A 17,403-nucleotide genomic window follows, 5' to 3' on the forward strand; every position below is an offset into this window, starting at 1 on the left:
GACGGACCTACGCCCAGGGGCTGTCGCCGACCTCGGCGCGCACCCGCGGCCCGACCTCGATGCGACAGTCGGCCTGCGGCGAGGCAATACACAACAGGACGTAGCCCTCTCCTTGCTCGTCGTCGGTCAGCGCCCGCGGCTGCCGGCGATACGCGAAGGCCTCTCTCACGTCCGGCCGCGCCCCTTCCTCCGTGTCCGTCTCGCCGTCTTCGAGCCCGAGCAGTCGGCCGACGCAGGTGATACAGGTCCCGCTCCGGCAGTCGTAGGGCAGTCGCGCGCCGACCCGCTGGGCCGCCTCGAGGACCGTCTGGCTCTCGGCCACGTCGAGCGTCCGCGTCCGGCCGTCGGTCCACTCGAGGGTTACCTCGTGGGTGGTCATCAGTTCGTCCCCGCTATCATCCGTTGTGCGTACAGTTCGTCCATGTCACTGTATGACGGTACGAGGGCCGAGGAGAAAAAGTCGGTTCCGGTTCGATGACCGGTGTCGCGACGGTCCGGCCGTGCGACGAGCCGGCTCAGTCGACGGACGGCGTCGCCGTCTCCGCCGTCGGTTCCGCCTCGGCGGACTCCTTGTAGACGATTCCCCAGCCGGTCACGCCCATCGCGATGAGGACCAGCGGCGAGAGGATCCCGAAGAAGTAGTACGGCGCGTATTCGATGACCGGCACGCCGAGCGTCGACGCCATGAAGACGCCGCCCGATCCCCAGGGAACGAACGCCGACGTCGTCGTCCCGGCGGCTTCGACCGCCCGCGAGAGGTTCTGGCTCTCGAGGTCGTACTCGTCGTAGAGGTTCTGTAAGGTCATCCCGGGAACGACGATCGCCATGAACTGTTCCGCGGCGAGGAAGTTCATCGCGATCGTCCCGGCGGCCGTCCCGGCGGTCAGCCCGGCGACGCTACTGACGGCCTGGCCGATGTGGTACGCGATCGATGCCAGCACGCCGGTCTCCTGCAGGATTCCGCCGAGCGCCAGCGCAGCGACGATGATCGTAATGACCCACACGGAGCCCGAGAGGCCGCCGCTCGCGAGCAGTTCGTTCGTGAGTTCGAGGCCGGTCTCTGGGCTCGTTCCGTTGTGGACGGCTTCCCAGGCGGCGGCGAAGCTCGCTCCCTGAACGGTGGTACTGATCCCGACGCCGGCGAAGATGCCGACGCCGAGCGACGGCAGCGCCGGTAACCCGTAGAACGCGAGCGCGAACGTGACGATCAGTGGGAGGAGCGTGATCGGAGAGACGACGTAGCTGTTCGCGAGGCCGGCTTGCATCTCGGCGACGCGATCGACGGGGATCGTCCCGCTCGTGTTCAGTCCCAACACGACGAACAGGACCAGTGAGACGGTAAACGCGATCATCGTTCCGGGGCGCATCGCCCGAATGTGGTCCATCAGATCCGTGTTCGTGACCGCGGCGGCGAGGTTCGTGGTATCGGAGAGCGGGGAGTTCTTGTCGCCGGTGTAGGCCCCCGACAGCACGGCACCGGCCGTCATCGCCTCCGGGATTCCGAGCCCGGAGCCGATCCCGATCATCGCGACGCCGAGGGTCCCGGCCGTCGTCCAGGACGAGCCGATCGCGAAGGCGACGACCGCCGAGAGGACGACGGTAAAGGGGAGGAATATCCCCGGCGACAGGAACTCCAGTCCGTAATACATGAGCGTGGGGATCGTTCCGGCATCGATCCACGACGAGATGAGCATGTAGATGACGAACAGGATGAGAATTGCCTGCAGTCCGGTTAGAATACTGCGACTGATGCCATCGTAGAGCCGCTCCCAGGAATAGCCGAAGTAGTACCGCCCGAGTAGCCCCGCGAAGGCGATCCCCCACAACAGCGGCATCTGTGGGTCCATCTCGAGCCAGATCATCCCGATCGAAAGGAACAGTATCATGCCCGTGATCGGGACGAGCGCTTCCCCTAGGCTTGGTCGCTCGTCCTCGGGAATGTCGTCGTAGGCTTTCGGTGTGAAGTCAACTCCCATATGCGAGTCTCGTCCGTGTTTGCGAAACCGGGTATAAATAGATCTTCTTTCGGACGTCGAGCCCAGTGCCCGGCGACGGCCGCCGGCCGGACCCGGTACTTTACCCGTTGGGGCGCCTAGGATCGAGCAGATGGGTCAGGGAACGGAGTTCGGATTGGTCGACCTCGAGGACGTCGATTCGCCCGGTGACGAGTGGGAGGAGATCGACGTCTCGGATACTGAAGCCGACCGGATCGCCCGCAAGCGCGACCGCGAGTTCGAGCAGTTCGAGGAGCGGATCAAGGACGCCGAGCAGTTCAAGGTCGAGCAGTCGGTCTTCGACGACGCGACCTTCGCGGCGCTGTACAAACTCGTCCAGGACGGCTACGTCGAGGCCTTCGGCGGGCCGCTCTCGACCGGCAAAGAGGCCAACGTCTACCACGCGCTGGGCGACGACCGCGAGGTCGCGGTCAAGATCTACCGGATCAACGCCTCGAACTTCCGGCAGATGCGCGACTACTTAGAGGGTGACCCCCGGTTCGAGGGGCTTGGCGGACAGAAGAAAGACGTCGTCCTCGCGTGGACGAAGAAGGAACTAGCGAACCTCCGCCGGGCGAGGGCGGCCGGGGTTCGGGTCCCGGAACCGATCGCGACCGAGCGCAACGTGTTGGTCATGGAGTACATCGGCACCGACGACGGCCGCGCGAAACGCCTCGGCGAGGTCCACATCGAGAACCCACAAACCGCCTACGAGGTCATGCGCGAGTACATGCGTCGGCTCTACTCGGCCGGGCTGATCCACGGCGATCTGAGCGAGTACAACGTCGTCTTCGACGAGGACGAGGGGCAACTGGTGTTGATCGATCTGGGACAGGCCGTCACGGTCCACCACCCCAACAGCCGCGAGTTCTTGGAGCGGGACTGCCGGAACGTCGCGGGCTATTTCTCCCGACAAGGACTCGAGGTGACCGAAGACGATCTGCTCGAGTTCGTCACGAGCCCGGAGCCGGATCCCTCGCGGAACTGATCGCGTTCGCGCGGTCGTCCAAACGCCTTAGTGGATCGCTATCGCGGAAACGCGTATGCACATCGGTATCGTCTCCGACACCCACGACAACGTCGAGGCCATCGAACGCGCCACCGAGATCTTCGCCGAGGAAGGCGTCGAAATCGTCGTTCACTGCGGCGACTTCGTCGCACCCCTGATGGTCGATTACTTCGAGGGGTTCGAACTCCACGGCGTCCTCGGGAACAACGACGGCGACGTCCGGAACCTCCAGCGCGCGTTCGACTCGCTGGGCGGCGAGAGCCAACTCCACGGCCGCTTTGCCGACCTCGAGTTCGATGGGCTCTCCTTTGCCGTTCTCCACGGCGAGAGCAAGGCGGAGGTCGACGCCATCGCGGCCGGCGACGGCTACGATTTCGTCTGTTACGGCCACCACCACGAGCGCGAGCTATCGGCGGACGGCCGGACGACGGTCCTCAACCCCGGCGCGCACGTACTGGCGGCCGACGACGACCGGACGGTCGCGATCGTCGATACCCGATCGCAGTCGGTGCGGTTCCGCTCGCTTCTCGAGTAGGGTCGTTCGGCCGCGCTACGACTCGAGACGGCGCGCGTGACGGTGGCACGGAACACCCGGTACTCGCGGACCAAGCGCTTAACCTCGCCCAGTGAGTATCGAACAGTATGCAGCACGTGAAGATTCCGCAGGACCGCATCGGCGTTCTCATCGGTGAAGGTGGCGAGACGATGCGCGAGATCGAGGCGGCAGCCGAAGTGCGACTCGACATCGACTCGGAGAACGGCTCCGTCGCCGTCGAAACCGTCGGCGACCCCGTACTCGGCCTCAAAGGTCCCGAGATCGTTCGCGCGATCGGCCGCGGGTTCGCGCCCGAGGATGCCCTGCGACTGCTCGAGGACGACATGATGTTGTTCGACGTCGTCGATATCGACGCCGCGTCGCGCAACAAAAACGACATGAAACGCAAGAAGGGCCGGCTCATCGGCGAGGGCGGCCGGACCCGCGAACTGATGGAGGAACTGACCGGGGCCGACGTCGTCATCTACGGCTCGACGCTCGGGGTCATCGGCGCACCACAGGAGGTCGACGCCGTCCGCAGCGCTGCCGAGATGCTCCTCGATGGCGCGCCCCACGGCGCGGTGTACTCGTTCCTCGAGGAGAAGCACAACGAGATGAAACACAAGGGGATGGAGTACCACCGGTTCCCCGGCGGTCAGTCCTGATCCCTGCGGTCGGTCGGTTGCCTTCAGTCGGCGGCCCTGCGAACGAGCGGTCGAGTCCGTCCACCGTCGTCGTTTTCGTCGAACCGCTTTTCTATCGTTAGTCACGGCCCGTCGGAATTCCACGCGATAGCCCGTCTCCGCGCTGGTTCTCAGCGAGTGTGAGTATATATACCCCTACGTCGTTCGGACCGAAACCGCCGTACGGGGGCATCTTCAGCCGTCCCTGTTCGTCGGATTGGAAAAAGCTTATATAGAATCACAATCAATCCTTCGACTGACTATGGCTCAACAGCAGATGGGCAACCAGCCCCTTATCGTACTCTCGGAGGACAGCCAGCGCACCTCCGGGGAGGACGCGCAGTCGATGAACGTGCAGGCCGGGAAGGCCGTCGCCGAGTCGGTTCGGACGACGCTCGGCCCGAAGGGGATGGACAAGATGCTCGTCGACTCCTCGGGCAACGTCATCGTCACCAACGACGGTGTCACGCTGCTCTCGGAGATGGAGATCGACCACCCCGCGGCCGACATGATCGTCGAAGTTGCCGAGACCCAGGAAGAGGAAGTCGGTGACGGCACGACCAGCGCGGTCGTCATCGCCGGTGAGCTCCTCAGCCAGGCCGAGGACCTGCTGGACCAGGACATCCACGCCACCACCCTCGCCCAGGGGTACCGAGAGGCCGCCGAGGAAGCCACCGAGGCCCTCGAAGAAGTCGCCATCGACGTCGACGAGGACGACACCGATGTCCTCGAGCAGATCGCCGCGACGGCGATGACCGGCAAGGGCGCGGAGAACGCCAAGGACCTGCTCTCGGAACTCGTCGTCGAGGCCGTGCGCGCGGTCGCCGGCGACGACGGCGTCGACACGGACAACATCAAAGTCGAGAAGGTCGTCGGCGGCTCCATCGAGAACTCCGAACTCGTCGAGGGCGTCATCGTCGACAAGGAACGGGTCTCCGAGAACATGCCCTACTTCGCCGAGGACGCCAACGTGGCGATCATCGACGGCGACCTCGAGATCAAAGAGACCGAGATCGACGCCGAGGTCAACGTCACCGACCCCGACCAGCTCGAGCAGTTCCTCGAACAGGAGGAACAGCAGCTCAAGGAGATGGCCCAGGGAGTCGCCGACGCCGGTGCCGACGTCGTCTTCGTCGACGGCGGTATCGACGACATGGCCCAGCACTACCTCGCACAGGAGAACATCATCGCAGTCCGTCGCGTCAAATCCAGCGACCAGTCCCAGCTGGCCCGCGCGACCGGCGCGACGCCCGTCTCGAGCGTCGATGACCTGACCGAGGACGACCTCGGTGCCGCAGGTAGCGTCGCCCAGAAGGAGATCGCCGGCGACCAGCGCATCTTCGTCGAGGACGTCGACGACGCCCAGGCCGTCACCCTGATCCTCCGCGGTGGCACGGAACACGTCATCGACGAGATCGACCGCGCCATCGAGGACTCGCTCGGCGTGGTCCGGACGACCATCGAGGACGGCAAGGTGCTTGCCGGCGGCGGCGCACCCGAGATCGAACTCTCGCTCGCGCTGCGTGACTACGCCGACTCCGTCGGCGGCCGCGAACAGCTCGCCGTCGAAGCCTTCGCCGACGCGCTCGAGGTCATCCCGCGCACGCTGGCCGAGAACGCCGGGCTCGACCCCATCGACTCGCTGGTCGAACTCCGTAGCGCCCACGACGGCGGCGACACCGGCGCCGGGCTGGACGCCTACACCGGCGACACCATCGACATGGACGCCGAGGGCGTCTACGAGCCGCTGCGCGTGAAGACCCAGGCCATCGAGTCCGCTACTGAAGCCGCAGTCATGCTGCTGCGCATCGACGACGTCATCGCCGCGGGCGACCTCGCGGTCTCCCACGACGACGATGACGACGACATGCCCGCCGGCGGCCCCGGTGGCATGGGCGGCGGCATGGGCGGTATGGGCGGTGGCATGGGCGGCATGATGTAAACCTAAATTTTGCTCTGCAGGGCGGCGAAGCCGCCCCTCGGCAAAATTTAGTATAAAAGCACTCCTCTCTCCGTTCCGGTCCCTTCGGGACCTCTACATCGGTCGTCGGCCCGCTCGGGCCTGCGGCCCTCGCGGTGTGAACGGAGGTCTTCCACCCGCATCGCCCACTGCAGTCGGCCCATCTGATCGCTTTCTCTTTCGGTAGCACTCCCGGATCCCCTACTCCCGCAGTTCGCGCTCCCACGAATCGTTCGAGACTCGAGTGCCGACTCGAGTTGTTGCTCCGGGCGACGGGCTGATGCCCCCGAAACCGGACCCGTTGCCGCGGGAATGGAAGCAGGGGCCATACCGGGCAGTCCCGTCTGCCATGGCGACCTCAAGTTACCGTCTGACACGGTGGCCTCGAGTCACGACGAACTAAGTACGAGCCCGCAATATTCGCGGGTATGAACACACTTCTACTCGACAGCGATGACGTCGACGAACACGCCGTACTCGCGGCCGTCATCGACGCCGTCGAGGAGGCCTTCGGGGCCTTCGAACGCGGTGACACGCAGATGCCGGCCAAGTCCTACATCGATCTACCGCAGTACAACGGCGACTTCCGGTCGATGCCGGCCTACCTCGATACCGGCGACTGGGACGCCGCCGGGCTCAAGTGGGTCAACGTCCACCCCGACAACCCCGCGGACCACGACCTGCCGACCGTTCTGGGGACGATGATCTACTCCGACCCCGAGACCGCGTTCCCGCTGGCGATCATGGACGGGACGACGCTCACGATGAAACGGACCGGTGCCGCCGCGGCCGTCGCCACCGATTACCTGGCCGTCGAGGACGCCACGAGTCTCGGTCTCGTCGGTGCCGGCGTCCAGTCCTACACCCAGATCGAGGCGATCAGCGAGGTGCGCCCCATCGAGGAAGTCGTGGTCTCGGATCCCGACGACGAACGTGTCGAACGGTTCATCGAGACCTACGAGGACCGGTTCGACGTTCGCGGGGGCTCGATCTCGGAGGCCGGTCACTGCGACGTGCTGTCGACGGTGACGCCCGTCGAGGACCCGATCGTCGGCCCCGACGACGTCGGCGACCACACGCACATCAACGCCATCGGGGCCGACGCCGAGGGGAAACACGAACTCGAGGACGCCCTGCTCGAGGCGGCGCGGATCGTCATCGACGACCACGAACAGTGTACCCACTCGGGCGAGATCAACGTCCCGTACCACGAGGGAGTGCTGACCGACGCGGACATCCACGGCGAGATCGGCGAACTCGTCGTCGGGTCGAAAGCGGGACGGACGGCGGAGACGGGCAACACGGTCTTCGACTCGACCGGACTCGCGATCCAGGACGTCGCCGCCGCACGGGTCGTCTACGAGCGAGCGTCGGCGGACGGTGACGGCCATCCCTTCGATATCGTCGGTGTCGACGACTCGGCGTAAGGGACGTCCGTTCTCGACGTCGCCGGCCGACCGGTCGGCGGCTCACCGACCGCGCAACCGCCGCGGAATCGACCCCGTCATCGACAGTTCGTCGGCGTAGTGGACCTCCGGATCGCCGGTCGGCGTCGGCAGGCCGGCGGCCTCGAGCAGCGTGTTTTCGTGGATCGTCACGGTGGCCGGCTGGAGCGGCCACGGGTCGTGTGCGATCTCGCCGGTCAGGACGCCGGTGGAATCGGGCGCGTAGAACCGCCGACGTTCCGCGAGCCAGTACGCGAGCGTGCCGGGGTCGGCGGTGAAGACCTCGCCGTCCGGCCGGTAGGTCGCGGCGAACCGGGCGGGGGGTCCGTCTCCCTCGCGTCTCACCCGCTCGCTCTCGAAGGCCACGTGGTTTTGGTCGGTCGCCCCGACCCGCATCCGTGCGCGGGAGACCGGTAACCGGGTCGTCCGCCCGACCGTCGCCGCGACCAGCGCGTTGTCGACGTCGATGTTGAAGAAGTATAGCCCGGGATCGCCCCGATAGCGGACGTAGGTCCGGACGTTGAGTGCCGGAAAGGCGAGTCGCAGCACCGACGGGGTCCCGCGGAGGCCGACCTTCGTCAGGACGAACGGCAGGACGCTCAGCCAGGCACGGCCGTCCCGCGTCTCGAGGGTCAGCCGGTCAGGTACGTGCAGGCGCAGCCGGTCGGGGTCGACTGGCCAGTGGACGAACAGGCCGTCTCGCCAGGTCATCGAGACGACGTGTGGTGCGTTCGGCGATGACCCGTTCGCAAACGACCATCGAACGGGGTCCGTGCGTTGTTCGGTCATCCTCGAAACCAACAGGTCTGTAGCGACCCGTACGACTGCGTGGCGTATAAACTAGATAGCAAGCTGTCAGTTCCGATGGCAGTCGTCGGCGGCTCCGACAAGCGAAGCCGCTCCTCGGCGTCAGTCGGCCGGGTCGATGACCGACTCTTCGGGCGACTCGAGCCAGGACACGGCGATGTCGGTCGGTTGGTACAGTGGTCCTCGGCCGTTGGGCCGCCCGTTCCCGAGCGTCCCAGAAAGAACGCGAAAACGACGATCGATGGGATCGCGACCGCCCTGCGGTCCACCGGTACGGCAACCGGTATCAGTCGTCGATCTCGATCGCCGGTCGTCCGGGTTCGGCGTTAGCGAGGGTGCCCTCGTCGGCGTCGACGGCGTGGACGACGTCGACGGGGGCGTCGAATTCGCGTTCGATCAGCCACGCCGCCGACTCCAGTGCCGCGTGTTCCTCGTCGGGGCCCAGCGTCATCGAGAGCGCTTCCCGTTCGACCTGCAGGTCCTGGCCGTAATCGGCCGCGGCGTCGCCCTGCTCGCGGATGTGGGACTCGCTCATGAGTTCGCCGATCAGGTTGTCGGCGTCGCTCTCGATCGCGATCTCGAGGGCGTCGTACTTCCAGTCGGGGGCGACGACGACCTCGATCCCCGTCGGGTCCTCGATCCCGGCGACCTCGACGATGTCGCGGATGTCCTCGCGGGTGTTCTCGACCAACTGCCGGCGCTTTTCGACCCGGTCGCGGTCGATCTCGGCGGTCGGCCACTCGGCCTCGGCGACGAACCCGTCGTTGCCGAGCGTCTCGTGGAGTTCTTCGGCGATGTGGGGTGCGACCGGCGCAAGCAAGCGGACCACGGCCGACAGCCCGCGCTCGTAGGTCTCGGCGTGGGGCTCGGTGTAATCGACGTACTGGCGCAGCGTTCGCACGAGATCCTGCGTTTCACGCAACGCCTTGTTGAACGTCAGGTCGTCGTACTCTGCCGTGGCGATGGCGACCGTAGCGTCGATCTCCGCGTCGACGTAACTCGCGATCGCGTCGTCGTCGCCGTCAGGCTCGTCGGCGACGTAGTCTTCGACCATCCCCTGCAGGCGCTCGAGGAAGGCGTAGGTCGACTGGACGCCCTCTTCGCTCCAGTCGAAGTCGCGCTCGGGCTGGGCGGCCTGCATCATGAACAGCCGCGCGGTGTCGGCACCGTACTCCTCGACGATCCGCTGGGGTGAGACGACGTTGCCCTTGGACTTGGACATCTTCTCGCCCTCGAGTTGGACCATCCCCTGTGCCAGCAGATTGGTGAAGGGCTCGCGATGCTCGAGTCCCTCGTGGTCGGCCAGCACCTTGGTGAAAAAGCGCGAGTACAGCAGGTGCATCACGGCGTGTTCGATGCCGCCGACGTACTGGTCGACGGGCATCCAGTCGTTGGCCCGCTCGAGGTCGAAGGGGGCGTCCTCTAAGTCCGGCGAGACATAGCGCAGGAAGTACCACGAGGAGTCGACGAAGGTGTCCATCGTGTCCGTCTCGCGGGTCGCTTCGCCGCCGCAGTCGGGACAGGTCGTCTGCTTCCACTCCTCGGCGGCGTCCAGTGGGTTGCCGGTCGTGTTGATGAACTCGGGCAGTTCGACGGGCAGGTCCGCCTCGGGGACCATGACCGGGCCGCAGTCGTCGCAGTGGACGACCGGGATCGGCGTCCCCCAGTAGCGCTGGCGGGAGATCCCCCAGTCACGCAGTTGATACTGTGTGGCCTCCGCGGCGCCCTCGATGTCCGCAGTGAGTCGCTCGCGAGCGGTCTCGCTCTCGAGGCCGCTGTATTCGCCGGACTCGATCAGGACGCCGTCCTCGGTGAACGCCTCGTCCGCGATGTCGGGGGCCTCGGGCTCTTCGTCGTCGTCCGGTTCGGGCGCGATGACCGGGCGGATCTCGATGTCGTTCTTCTCGGCGAAGGCGTGGTCGCGCTCGTCGTGGGCCGGCACCGCCATCAGCGCACCCGTCCCGACGTCCGAGAGGACGAAGTCGGCGACGTAGACGGGGATCTCCTCGCCGGTGGCGGGGTTCGTCGCGGTCAGTCCCGTCTCGACGCCGTTGGGTTCGTCGCCGTCGGGGTCGGCCTCCTCATCGATGAACCGGCGGATCTCCTCGTTCTCCTCCGCCAGTTCCTCGCTGATCGGGTGGTCTGGTGCGAGCGCGAAGAAGGTCGCGCCGTGGATGGTGTCGATGCGGGTGGTGAAGGCGGTCACCGAACCGTGCCCTTCGATGGCGAAGTCGACCTCCGCCCCGTACTGGCGGCCGATCCAGTTGCGCTGCATCTGTCGAACCGAGTTGGGCCACCCCTCGAGGTCGTCGATCGCCTCGAGCAGGTCGTCGGCGTACTCCGTGATGCGCAGGAACCACTGCTCGAGTTCGCGCTGCTCGACCGGCGTATCGCAGCGCCAGCAGAGTTCGGCCTCGCCCTCGACCTGTTCGTCGGCCAGGACGGTCTCGCAGTGGGGACACCAGTTGACCTCGGCGTCGCGGCGCTCGACCAGATCCTCCTCGTAGAACCGGGAGAAGAGCCACTGGTTCCACTGGTAGTAGTCGGGCGTGCAGGTGGTGATCTCCCGATCCCAGTCGTAGCCAAAGCCCATCGACTCCATCTGGTCGGTCATCGTCTCGATGCAGTCGATGGTCCAGTCGCGCGGGTTCGTATCGCGCTCTTTGGCCGCGTTCTCCGCGGGGAGGCCGAACGCGTCCCACCCCATCGGATGGAGGACGTCGTCGCCCTGCATTCGTCGGAAGCGAGCGTACGCGTCCGTGATCGTGTAGTTGCGGACGTGGCCCATGTGGAGTTTGCCCGACGGGTACGGATACATCCCGAGGACGTACGTCGGATCCTCGACGTCGTCGGGCGTCCGGTAGACGTCCGCCTCGTCCCACGCCTCTTGCCAGCGCCGTTCGACCGTCGCGTGGTCGTATCCCGCGTCGCTCATTTGCTTATATACCTCTAGAACGGGACGCCACCCTATACCTTTCCATACACTAGCTCGCTTCGCTCGGACCACCGATAGCAGCCTCGAGACGGCTGGGTCCGTCGGCCGGCCGACATATCGTAGCCACTGAAACGATTCCTACACTGGCCCCAACGCCGCATGCGGTCAGATGTGCAGTGACGACTATGGCTCGCCCTCGAGTACCGCAGGAGCCCTCGCCGATACCACGTCGCCGCTTCCGTGCCAGTGCCTCGACCCCCTCCGTCAGCGGTGTCCGTTCGACCGTGATGACCGCGCCGTGCCCGCGTTGTGGCAATCACTCGAGCGACGTATTAAAGTGACATTCAAATGGTGGTGAATGTGTCTCTACCCCTTCTAACGAACGCACGAACGAGTTTGTGCCTTTCTCAAATTCCCATTCAGTCTGATATTGGCGAAAGTATTTTGATCTAATATGTTCATGTACCACGCATGACGATCCGACCGAACAGTTGCCAGCACCGGAGTCACCGCTCGTTCGGGCTCGAACGGACGAGTGAACGGGGGGTGACGGAACGTCCAACCGCCGCGTAGCGCCATCGTACTGGTCCCGTCGCCACGGGGCCACGTTGCTGTCGCCGGACGACGGCCCGCAGGTAGCGCGGGGTGCCGATTCGTGGCGGGCCGTGGCGGTTTGATCGCGTCGGGATCCGCGACCGCTCGCACGGTACTCGAGACTCGACCCCGCGAGCGTGACAGTGCCGTCGGTCGAACAACGAGCAGCACGTCTCCATGACTAGGGTCGGACACTGGATCGACGAGGCGATCGCGCAATCGACCGCCCTCATCGTTTCCCGCCCGCGTACGATCGTTATCGTGTTCCTACTCCTGACCGCGTTTTTCGCCGCTGGAATCCCGTTGGTCGAAACGGAGACCGATCTCCGCGAGCGCTACTCCGACGGCCTCGACGTCAAAGAAACACAAGACGACGTCGAAGCGGACTTTCAGGGATCGTTCACGGCTGAGGATGAGACGACGCGACTCGTCCACGACGGGACCGATGTCCTCACACGGGAGGAACTCCTCCACGTTCTCCGCCTGCTCGAGCGAATCGATGATCGGCCGACGCTCAGAATGGAGTCCGCGGACGGCCCCGCGACGATGGTCGCGCAGGCGCTCGAGCCCGGAGCGGACACGCCGACCGAACAGCGCCGGGCCGTCGAACGGGCGACGGAGACCGAAATTCGGCAGGCGGTCCGAGAGGTCGGCTCGAGGCGGTCGTTCTCGAGGCTGGTCTCGGAGGACTTCAACCGCGATGGGGCGTCGGCATCGGCGTCGATTACGGTGATCTCCCACGACGTGCCATCCGCGTTCGACGATGAGGACATGGACGGCATCCTGACGACGATCGATACGATGGCGGCCGACGAGCCGGCCGATATCCGCGCGTTCGGTAGCGGTATCGTTGACTCCGAACTCGAAGACGTCATCAGCGATTCGTTCGTGATGGTCATGCCCGTCGTCGTGACGCTGCTTTTGGGTTTCCTCGCCGTCGCCTATCGAGACCCGTTCGATCTGTTACTCGGCCTGATCGCGTTGCTGATGACGATGATCTGGACGTTCGGGTTCCTCGGCTACGCCGGGATACCGTTCGGACAGGAGATGATCATTGTTCCCGTCCTGTTGTTGGCCGTCGGCGTCGACTTCGGGATCCACATTATCAACCGCTATCGCGAGGAAAAGATCCGGGGCGACGAGACGGTCCCCGCGATGCGTACCGCGACCCGCCAGCTCTCGGCCGCCTTTTTCATCGTGACCGCCACCGCGGTCTTCGGCTTCGGAGCGAACGTCTTCGCCGAACTCGAGCCGATGCGGGAGATGGGCCTTGTGGCTTCCGCCGGAATCATCTTTACGTTCGTCATCTTCAGCGGATGCTTGCCCGCGATGAAGTTGCAAGCCGACCGCTTTCGGGACCGACACGACGTCCGGGAGTTCAACTCGACCCCGATCGCCTCCGAGGAATCCTTGCTCGGTCGGCTGCTGGCTGTTTCCGCGACCGTCGGAAAGCGGGCTCCGCTCCTCATGGTCGTTCTCCTCGTGTTCTTCGGGGCCGGAATAGGTGCGTACGGCACCGGCGTCGAAACCACGTTCGAGGAGGAGGATTTCCTCCCGCCCGAAGAGGAAGCGTGGTACGTCGATTCCATCCCGGAGCCGTTCGCCCCGGGCGAGTACACTGCCACGGAGACGCTCAACCTGCTTGAAGGGCGGTTCGCGGCCGATCAGGATCAGTCGATAACGATGTACGTCGAGGGACCGTTCGAGGAAGACCACGCGCTCGAGGCACTGGCGGCCCCTGACGATGATCCACCGGAGACGCTCGCCGTCGGGCCGAACGGACGGGCGGAATCACGGAGCATCGTCTCCGTGATTCAGTCCCGTGCCGACGCGGACCCCGAGTTCGCTGCGCTCGTCGCCCGTAACGACCGAGACGGGAACGGCATTCCCGACCGCAACCTCGACCGGATCTACGACGAGTTGTTCGCGTCGCCGGCAGGGCCAGCGGCGGAGCGGTACCTGACTCCCGACCGGCGAGCGGCCCAAGTCGAGTACACCATCGAATCGGACGCCACGATCGACGATATCGCAGCGGACGGAGCCGACCACGCCGATTCCTTCCGCTACACCGCAACTGCGACGGGCACGCCCCTCATTTACAACGCGATCACCAACAGCCTGTTCGAATCATCGATCCAGGGGATGGTGCTTGCTATCGTGTTCTCGGCGGTCTTTCTCGTGATCGTGTACGGCGTTCTCGAGGGGAAACCGTGGATCGGACTCATCAACGTGTTTCCGATCATGATCGCCGTGTCGTGTCTTCTCGGTACGATGCGGCTGCTCGATATGCCGCTCAATGCCGTCACGGGGCTACTCCTGTCGTTCGCTATCGGTCTCGGCGTCGATTACGCTGTCCACTTCATGCATCGCTTCGTCGACGAGTATACTGCACACCCGGAGACGGTATCGGCGCTTACGACGACGCTGTCGAGTACCGGCGGTGCGCTCACCGGCAGTATGCTCACGACATCGATCGGAACGGGGGCGCTGATGCTCGCGATTACGCCCGTGCTCGGTGACTTCGGGCTCCTGATCGCGTTGAGCGTGTTCTACTCGTTTGCTGCATCCATCGTTGCCCTGCCGCCTGCATTGGTTCTCTGGGATCGGGGTGTCACGTCCGACGCGACCGGCACCGCGCGGCTCAAAGCACTACTTGGGGCCTAATCGGCGTGTGACCTCATCGATGACGCCGACCCGCGGACCGTCGTCGCGAGCGCTCTCACACGGACGATCAATCGCTGCCGATGTGGCTCGCCCTCCGACCAACACGGGCTATCTTAATACAGCGAGCGAATCCCGTCGTTTACGACGAGCGAGTAGCGCCACAAGAACAGGTAACTCGCGAACCATACTCTCCCAACGTTCGGGAAACCGCTCCGTTCATCGCGCGGCGGATGTCATGGATGTCGTATCCAGTCGGGGCGTTCCGTCGTCGTGAGGGCGTTGTAGATCGTGTAACCGACGAATCCGACGACGTAGCCCGCAACGATGAGCGTCGTCGCTCCAGTTCTGCCGACGACAGTGACGAGCACGATCAGGAGCGGGCCGAGAACCAGATAGAGATTCAAGACCGTATCACTCGGTCCCGCGTTGACGATCCACGTAAGAAGCCGGCTGCGGTAGCGACGCCGACTCATTCGTAGATACCACCCCGCCAAAAGAGTGCGCGAAGCGTCACGAGGATGGGAATGATCTCGAGTCGCCCGATCCACATGTTCAGGATGAACGCGACCTTGCCAGCCGTCGGCAGCGAGTGGGGACCGGTGATCCCGGTCGAGAGACCGACATTCCCCTGTGCACTCGCGATTTCGAAGAGGATCTGTTCCAGCGGATAGGCCCCGCTCGGGAGCGTCGCTAAAAGGACGAAGACGCTCACCGCGAGGAAGACGAACCAGAGAAGCGCGATGATCGCCGCTTCTCCGAACTCTCGAGGGCCGTCTTCCTCGTCGAGGACGCGGTCGTCGATCCGAAACCGATGGACGGTACTGTCGGGGTAGAAGACGTAGGAGACTCGAAATCGGATCCCTTTCACCAGCATTATCAATCGAATGAGTTTGATGCCGCCCGCGGTAGAGCCGGCGGCGGCACCGACGACCATCGCGAAGACCAGCGTGAGAAGCGCACTCGTGGGCCAGTCCCCCAGCGAGAGGGGCGTCGGATCGGTCGCCGTCTGGAAGCCCGCGGCGGTCACTGCTGAGACGAACTGGAAGACGCCGTATCGGAGCGCGTCCGTGACCGAATCGTACGCTGTCGAGACCGATAGCCAGAGCGCCGCCGATCCGAGCAGGAGAACCGCGGCCAACCATCGCGTCTGCACGTCCGTGTACAGCCCTCGCAGATCCCCCTGGAGGACGAGGTAGTGGATCGGGAACGCAATGCCGCCAGCGATCATGATCGGGAGCAAAACGACTTCGATGACGACGCTGTCGTATGCGCCGATCGAACCGTCGATGACCGAGAAACCGCCAGTCGAAATACCCGTCATGCCGTGATTGATCGCCTGCCACGGTGGCATTCCGGCCAGCCAGAGCGACAGGATCGCGATCGACGTGAAAAGCAGGAAGATCCACCAGATAGTGCGGACGGTCGAGACGATACTCGGGTGTATCTTCTGTGATCGCGCTTCGCCTTCGTACACTGTCAACGAACCACTCCCCGGACGGGCGAGGATCGCTGTCGTCAGCACGATCACACCAACGCCACCGACCCATTCGATTATACTCCGCCACCATTGTAGCGTCCGGGGGAGCGAGCCCTCGTCTGTGATCATGGTCAACCCCGTTCCGGTGAACCCGCTCATACTCTCGAAGAGAGCGTTCAGCGGACTCGTAAGTGCGTCGACGCTCTCTGGGGGTGGTGTCTCGAGTCCGGCAGGCGCGAGCGTCACGATCCAGGCGGTCGTAAGAAAGGGCAGCGAGCCGAACGCTGCGATGGCGAGCCAGCCGATGGCAGCGATCATCATGCCGTGGAGTTTGTCCGGCGGAGCGGCATCGGCGAACACTGTCGAGAGCACCCACCCGATCGTTACCGGTATCACCCCCGAGACGACGAGGCCGGGAATCGCGTAATACTCGCCCCAGACGAGCGGAACGAGGATCGATACCAGGACCAGCCCCCCGAAAACCCGCAGCATCCACCCGAGATCGCGTCCGATCGGTGCCACTGTGGTTCTCATCGGTAATCGTCGAAGAATCCGAAGAGATCCGTCACCGCCGGATCGGTCCCGCGTCCGGAGTAGACGGCGAGCCGATCTCCGGCCCCGATTTCGGTTGTCGACCGAGCGATCCGTGGCCCGCTGCCGTCCTGGGGGACGACAGCGACCACGAGTACATCGTCGGGAATCAAGCCCCCCGATCTGGCGTCCTCGAGGGTCTTTCCGGCGATCGGTGCGGCGTCGGAGACCTTGATCTCGAAGACTTCCGCATCGTCTTCGACGGGCATGTAGTCGATAATCGCGGGCTGTCGTGCCGTCCGGTAGAGCGATTCGGCGGCGAGTTGGTCGGGGCTTTTGACCGCGTTGACGCCCATCTTGCGGAACAGTTCCCGGTGTTCGGGTTGGTGCAGAACGGACACGACGGTCGGAATCCCGAGTTCGGTTGCGAGTAGACAGACGAACAGGTTCGTTGCGTCCAGTTCGCGCGTCGAGATGAGCGCATCGGCCCGAGCAGCGCCCGCCTCTTTGAGCGTCTCCTCCCTCGTCGCGTCCTCGTTGAGGACCAGGCAATCGTACTCGTTCGCGATGTCGTTCGCTCTCGTCACGTCGTGCTCGACGACCACCACGTCGTTTCGAGATCGTGATGCAATATCCACTAGCAGGCGTCCGACATTCCCTGCCCCGACGACGATGAAGTGCATCGCCGTAACGTTTCAAACTAAGTCACATAAGTCTCCCTGATATTGGATTCGGCTGACGGGACTGCTCGAATCGTGTGCGCACAAGC

The 17,403-nt window shown here is 64.6% G+C and carries 13 protein-coding genes; 6 read left to right on the forward strand and 7 right to left on the reverse strand.

The window, feature by feature from the left end:
- Positions 1-7 precede the first annotated feature (7 nt).
- On the reverse strand, positions 8-379 hold the full coding sequence (locus NATPE_RS00845; RefSeq protein ID WP_006183275.1) for a 2Fe-2S iron-sulfur cluster-binding protein: 372 nt from the start codon (positions 377-379) through the stop codon (positions 8-10).
- Between the two features lie 136 nt (positions 380-515).
- On the reverse strand, positions 516-1,976 hold the full coding sequence (gene arcD / locus NATPE_RS00850; RefSeq protein WP_006183276.1) for an arginine/ornithine antiporter ArcD: 1,461 nt from the start codon (positions 1,974-1,976) through the stop codon (positions 516-518).
- Positions 1,977-2,106: 130 nt separating this feature from the next.
- Here arcD and rio1 point away from each other — a divergent pair, with 130 nt between their 5' ends.
- From rio1 to NATPE_RS00875, 5 genes are all read left to right on the forward strand, one after another.
- Complete coding sequence (rio1, locus tag NATPE_RS00855; protein ID WP_006183277.1) at positions 2,107-2,982, forward strand: serine/threonine-protein kinase Rio1; 876 nt, start codon at positions 2,107-2,109, stop codon at positions 2,980-2,982.
- A 55-nt stretch (positions 2,983-3,037) separates the two neighbouring features.
- Positions 3,038-3,538: a metallophosphoesterase gene (locus tag NATPE_RS00860; protein ID WP_006183278.1), complete on the forward strand. Its 501-nt coding sequence runs from the start codon at positions 3,038-3,040 to the stop codon at positions 3,536-3,538.
- Positions 3,539-3,645: 107 nt separating this feature from the next.
- A complete protein-coding gene (locus NATPE_RS00865; RefSeq protein WP_006183279.1) occupies positions 3,646-4,203 on the forward strand; it encodes a KH domain-containing protein in 558 nt (185 codons plus the stop codon).
- Positions 4,204-4,498: 295 nt separating this feature from the next.
- Entirely contained in the window at positions 4,499-6,163 is a 1,665-nt protein-coding gene (gene thsA, locus NATPE_RS00870; RefSeq protein WP_006183280.1) for a thermosome subunit alpha, read from the forward strand.
- Between the two features lie 446 nt (positions 6,164-6,609).
- Positions 6,610-7,608 (forward strand): ornithine cyclodeaminase family protein, encoded by a 999-nt coding sequence (locus NATPE_RS00875; protein ID WP_006183281.1) that lies wholly within the window; start codon positions 6,610-6,612, stop codon positions 7,606-7,608.
- Between the two features lie 42 nt (positions 7,609-7,650).
- Here NATPE_RS00875 and NATPE_RS00880 read toward each other — a convergent pair whose 3' ends face one another.
- Positions 7,651-8,415, reverse strand: a complete 765-nt coding sequence (locus NATPE_RS00880; protein WP_006183282.1) for a YqjF family protein — start codon at positions 8,413-8,415, stop codon at positions 7,651-7,653.
- Between the two features lie 304 nt (positions 8,416-8,719).
- A complete protein-coding gene (gene leuS, locus NATPE_RS00885) occupies positions 8,720-11,368 on the reverse strand; it encodes a leucine--tRNA ligase (protein ID WP_006183283.1) in 2,649 nt (882 codons plus the stop codon).
- A gap of 771 nt (positions 11,369-12,139) precedes the next feature.
- Between leuS and NATPE_RS00890 the strand changes: the two genes are divergently transcribed.
- A complete protein-coding gene (locus tag NATPE_RS00890; RefSeq protein WP_006183284.1) occupies positions 12,140-14,626 on the forward strand; it encodes an efflux RND transporter permease subunit in 2,487 nt (828 codons plus the stop codon).
- Between the two features lie 233 nt (positions 14,627-14,859).
- Here the strand turns inward: NATPE_RS00890 and NATPE_RS00895 are convergent, their stop codons facing one another.
- Genes NATPE_RS00895 through NATPE_RS00905 form a run of 3 tightly spaced genes read right to left on the reverse strand, consistent with a single transcriptional unit; the run spans position 14,860 to position 17,317 of the window.
- Positions 14,860-15,099: a hypothetical protein gene (locus NATPE_RS00895; RefSeq protein WP_006183285.1), complete on the reverse strand. Its 240-nt coding sequence runs from the start codon at positions 15,097-15,099 to the stop codon at positions 14,860-14,862.
- Positions 15,096-16,637: a TrkH family potassium uptake protein gene (locus NATPE_RS00900; protein ID WP_015298657.1), complete on the reverse strand. Its 1,542-nt coding sequence runs from the start codon at positions 16,635-16,637 to the stop codon at positions 15,096-15,098. Before NATPE_RS00900 ends, NATPE_RS00895 begins: the two co-directional genes overlap by 4 nt.
- Positions 16,634-17,317, reverse strand: coding sequence for a potassium channel family protein (locus NATPE_RS00905; RefSeq protein ID WP_015298658.1), 684 nt, complete (start codon positions 17,315-17,317; stop codon positions 16,634-16,636). The genes NATPE_RS00900 and NATPE_RS00905 overlap by 4 nt, the downstream gene beginning before the upstream one ends.
- Positions 17,318-17,403 lie beyond the last annotated feature (86 nt).

The sequence above is a fragment of the Natrinema pellirubrum DSM 15624 genome, from assembly GCF_000230735.2.
In the GTDB taxonomy this organism is placed as follows: domain Archaea; phylum Halobacteriota; class Halobacteria; order Halobacteriales; family Natrialbaceae; genus Natrinema; species Natrinema pellirubrum.

Coding starts and splice junctions, on each gene's coding strand:
- NATPE_RS00845 (WP_006183275.1), bottom strand. CDS start 379: ATGACCACCCACGAGGTAACCCTCGAGTGGACCGACGGCCGGACGCGG.
- arcD (WP_006183276.1), bottom strand. CDS start 1,976: ATGGGAGTTGACTTCACACCGAAAGCCTACGACGACATTCCCGAGGAC.
- rio1 (WP_006183277.1), top strand. CDS start 2,107: ATGGGTCAGGGAACGGAGTTCGGATTGGTCGACCTCGAGGACGTCGAT.
- NATPE_RS00860 (WP_006183278.1), top strand. CDS start 3,038: ATGCACATCGGTATCGTCTCCGACACCCACGACAACGTCGAGGCCATC.
- NATPE_RS00865 (WP_006183279.1), top strand. CDS start 3,646: ATGCAGCACGTGAAGATTCCGCAGGACCGCATCGGCGTTCTCATCGGT.
- thsA (WP_006183280.1), top strand. CDS start 4,499: ATGGGCAACCAGCCCCTTATCGTACTCTCGGAGGACAGCCAGCGCACC.
- NATPE_RS00875 (WP_006183281.1), top strand. CDS start 6,610: ATGAACACACTTCTACTCGACAGCGATGACGTCGACGAACACGCCGTA.
- NATPE_RS00880 (WP_006183282.1), bottom strand. CDS start 8,415: ATGACCGAACAACGCACGGACCCCGTTCGATGGTCGTTTGCGAACGGG.
- leuS (WP_006183283.1), bottom strand. CDS start 11,368: ATGAGCGACGCGGGATACGACCACGCGACGGTCGAACGGCGCTGGCAA.
- NATPE_RS00890 (WP_006183284.1), top strand. CDS start 12,140: ATGACTAGGGTCGGACACTGGATCGACGAGGCGATCGCGCAATCGACC.
- NATPE_RS00895 (WP_006183285.1), bottom strand. CDS start 15,099: ATGAGTCGGCGTCGCTACCGCAGCCGGCTTCTTACGTGGATCGTCAAC.
- NATPE_RS00900 (WP_015298657.1), bottom strand. CDS start 16,637: ATGAGAACCACAGTGGCACCGATCGGACGCGATCTCGGGTGGATGCTG.
- NATPE_RS00905 (WP_015298658.1), bottom strand. CDS start 17,317: ATGCACTTCATCGTCGTCGGGGCAGGGAATGTCGGACGCCTGCTAGTG.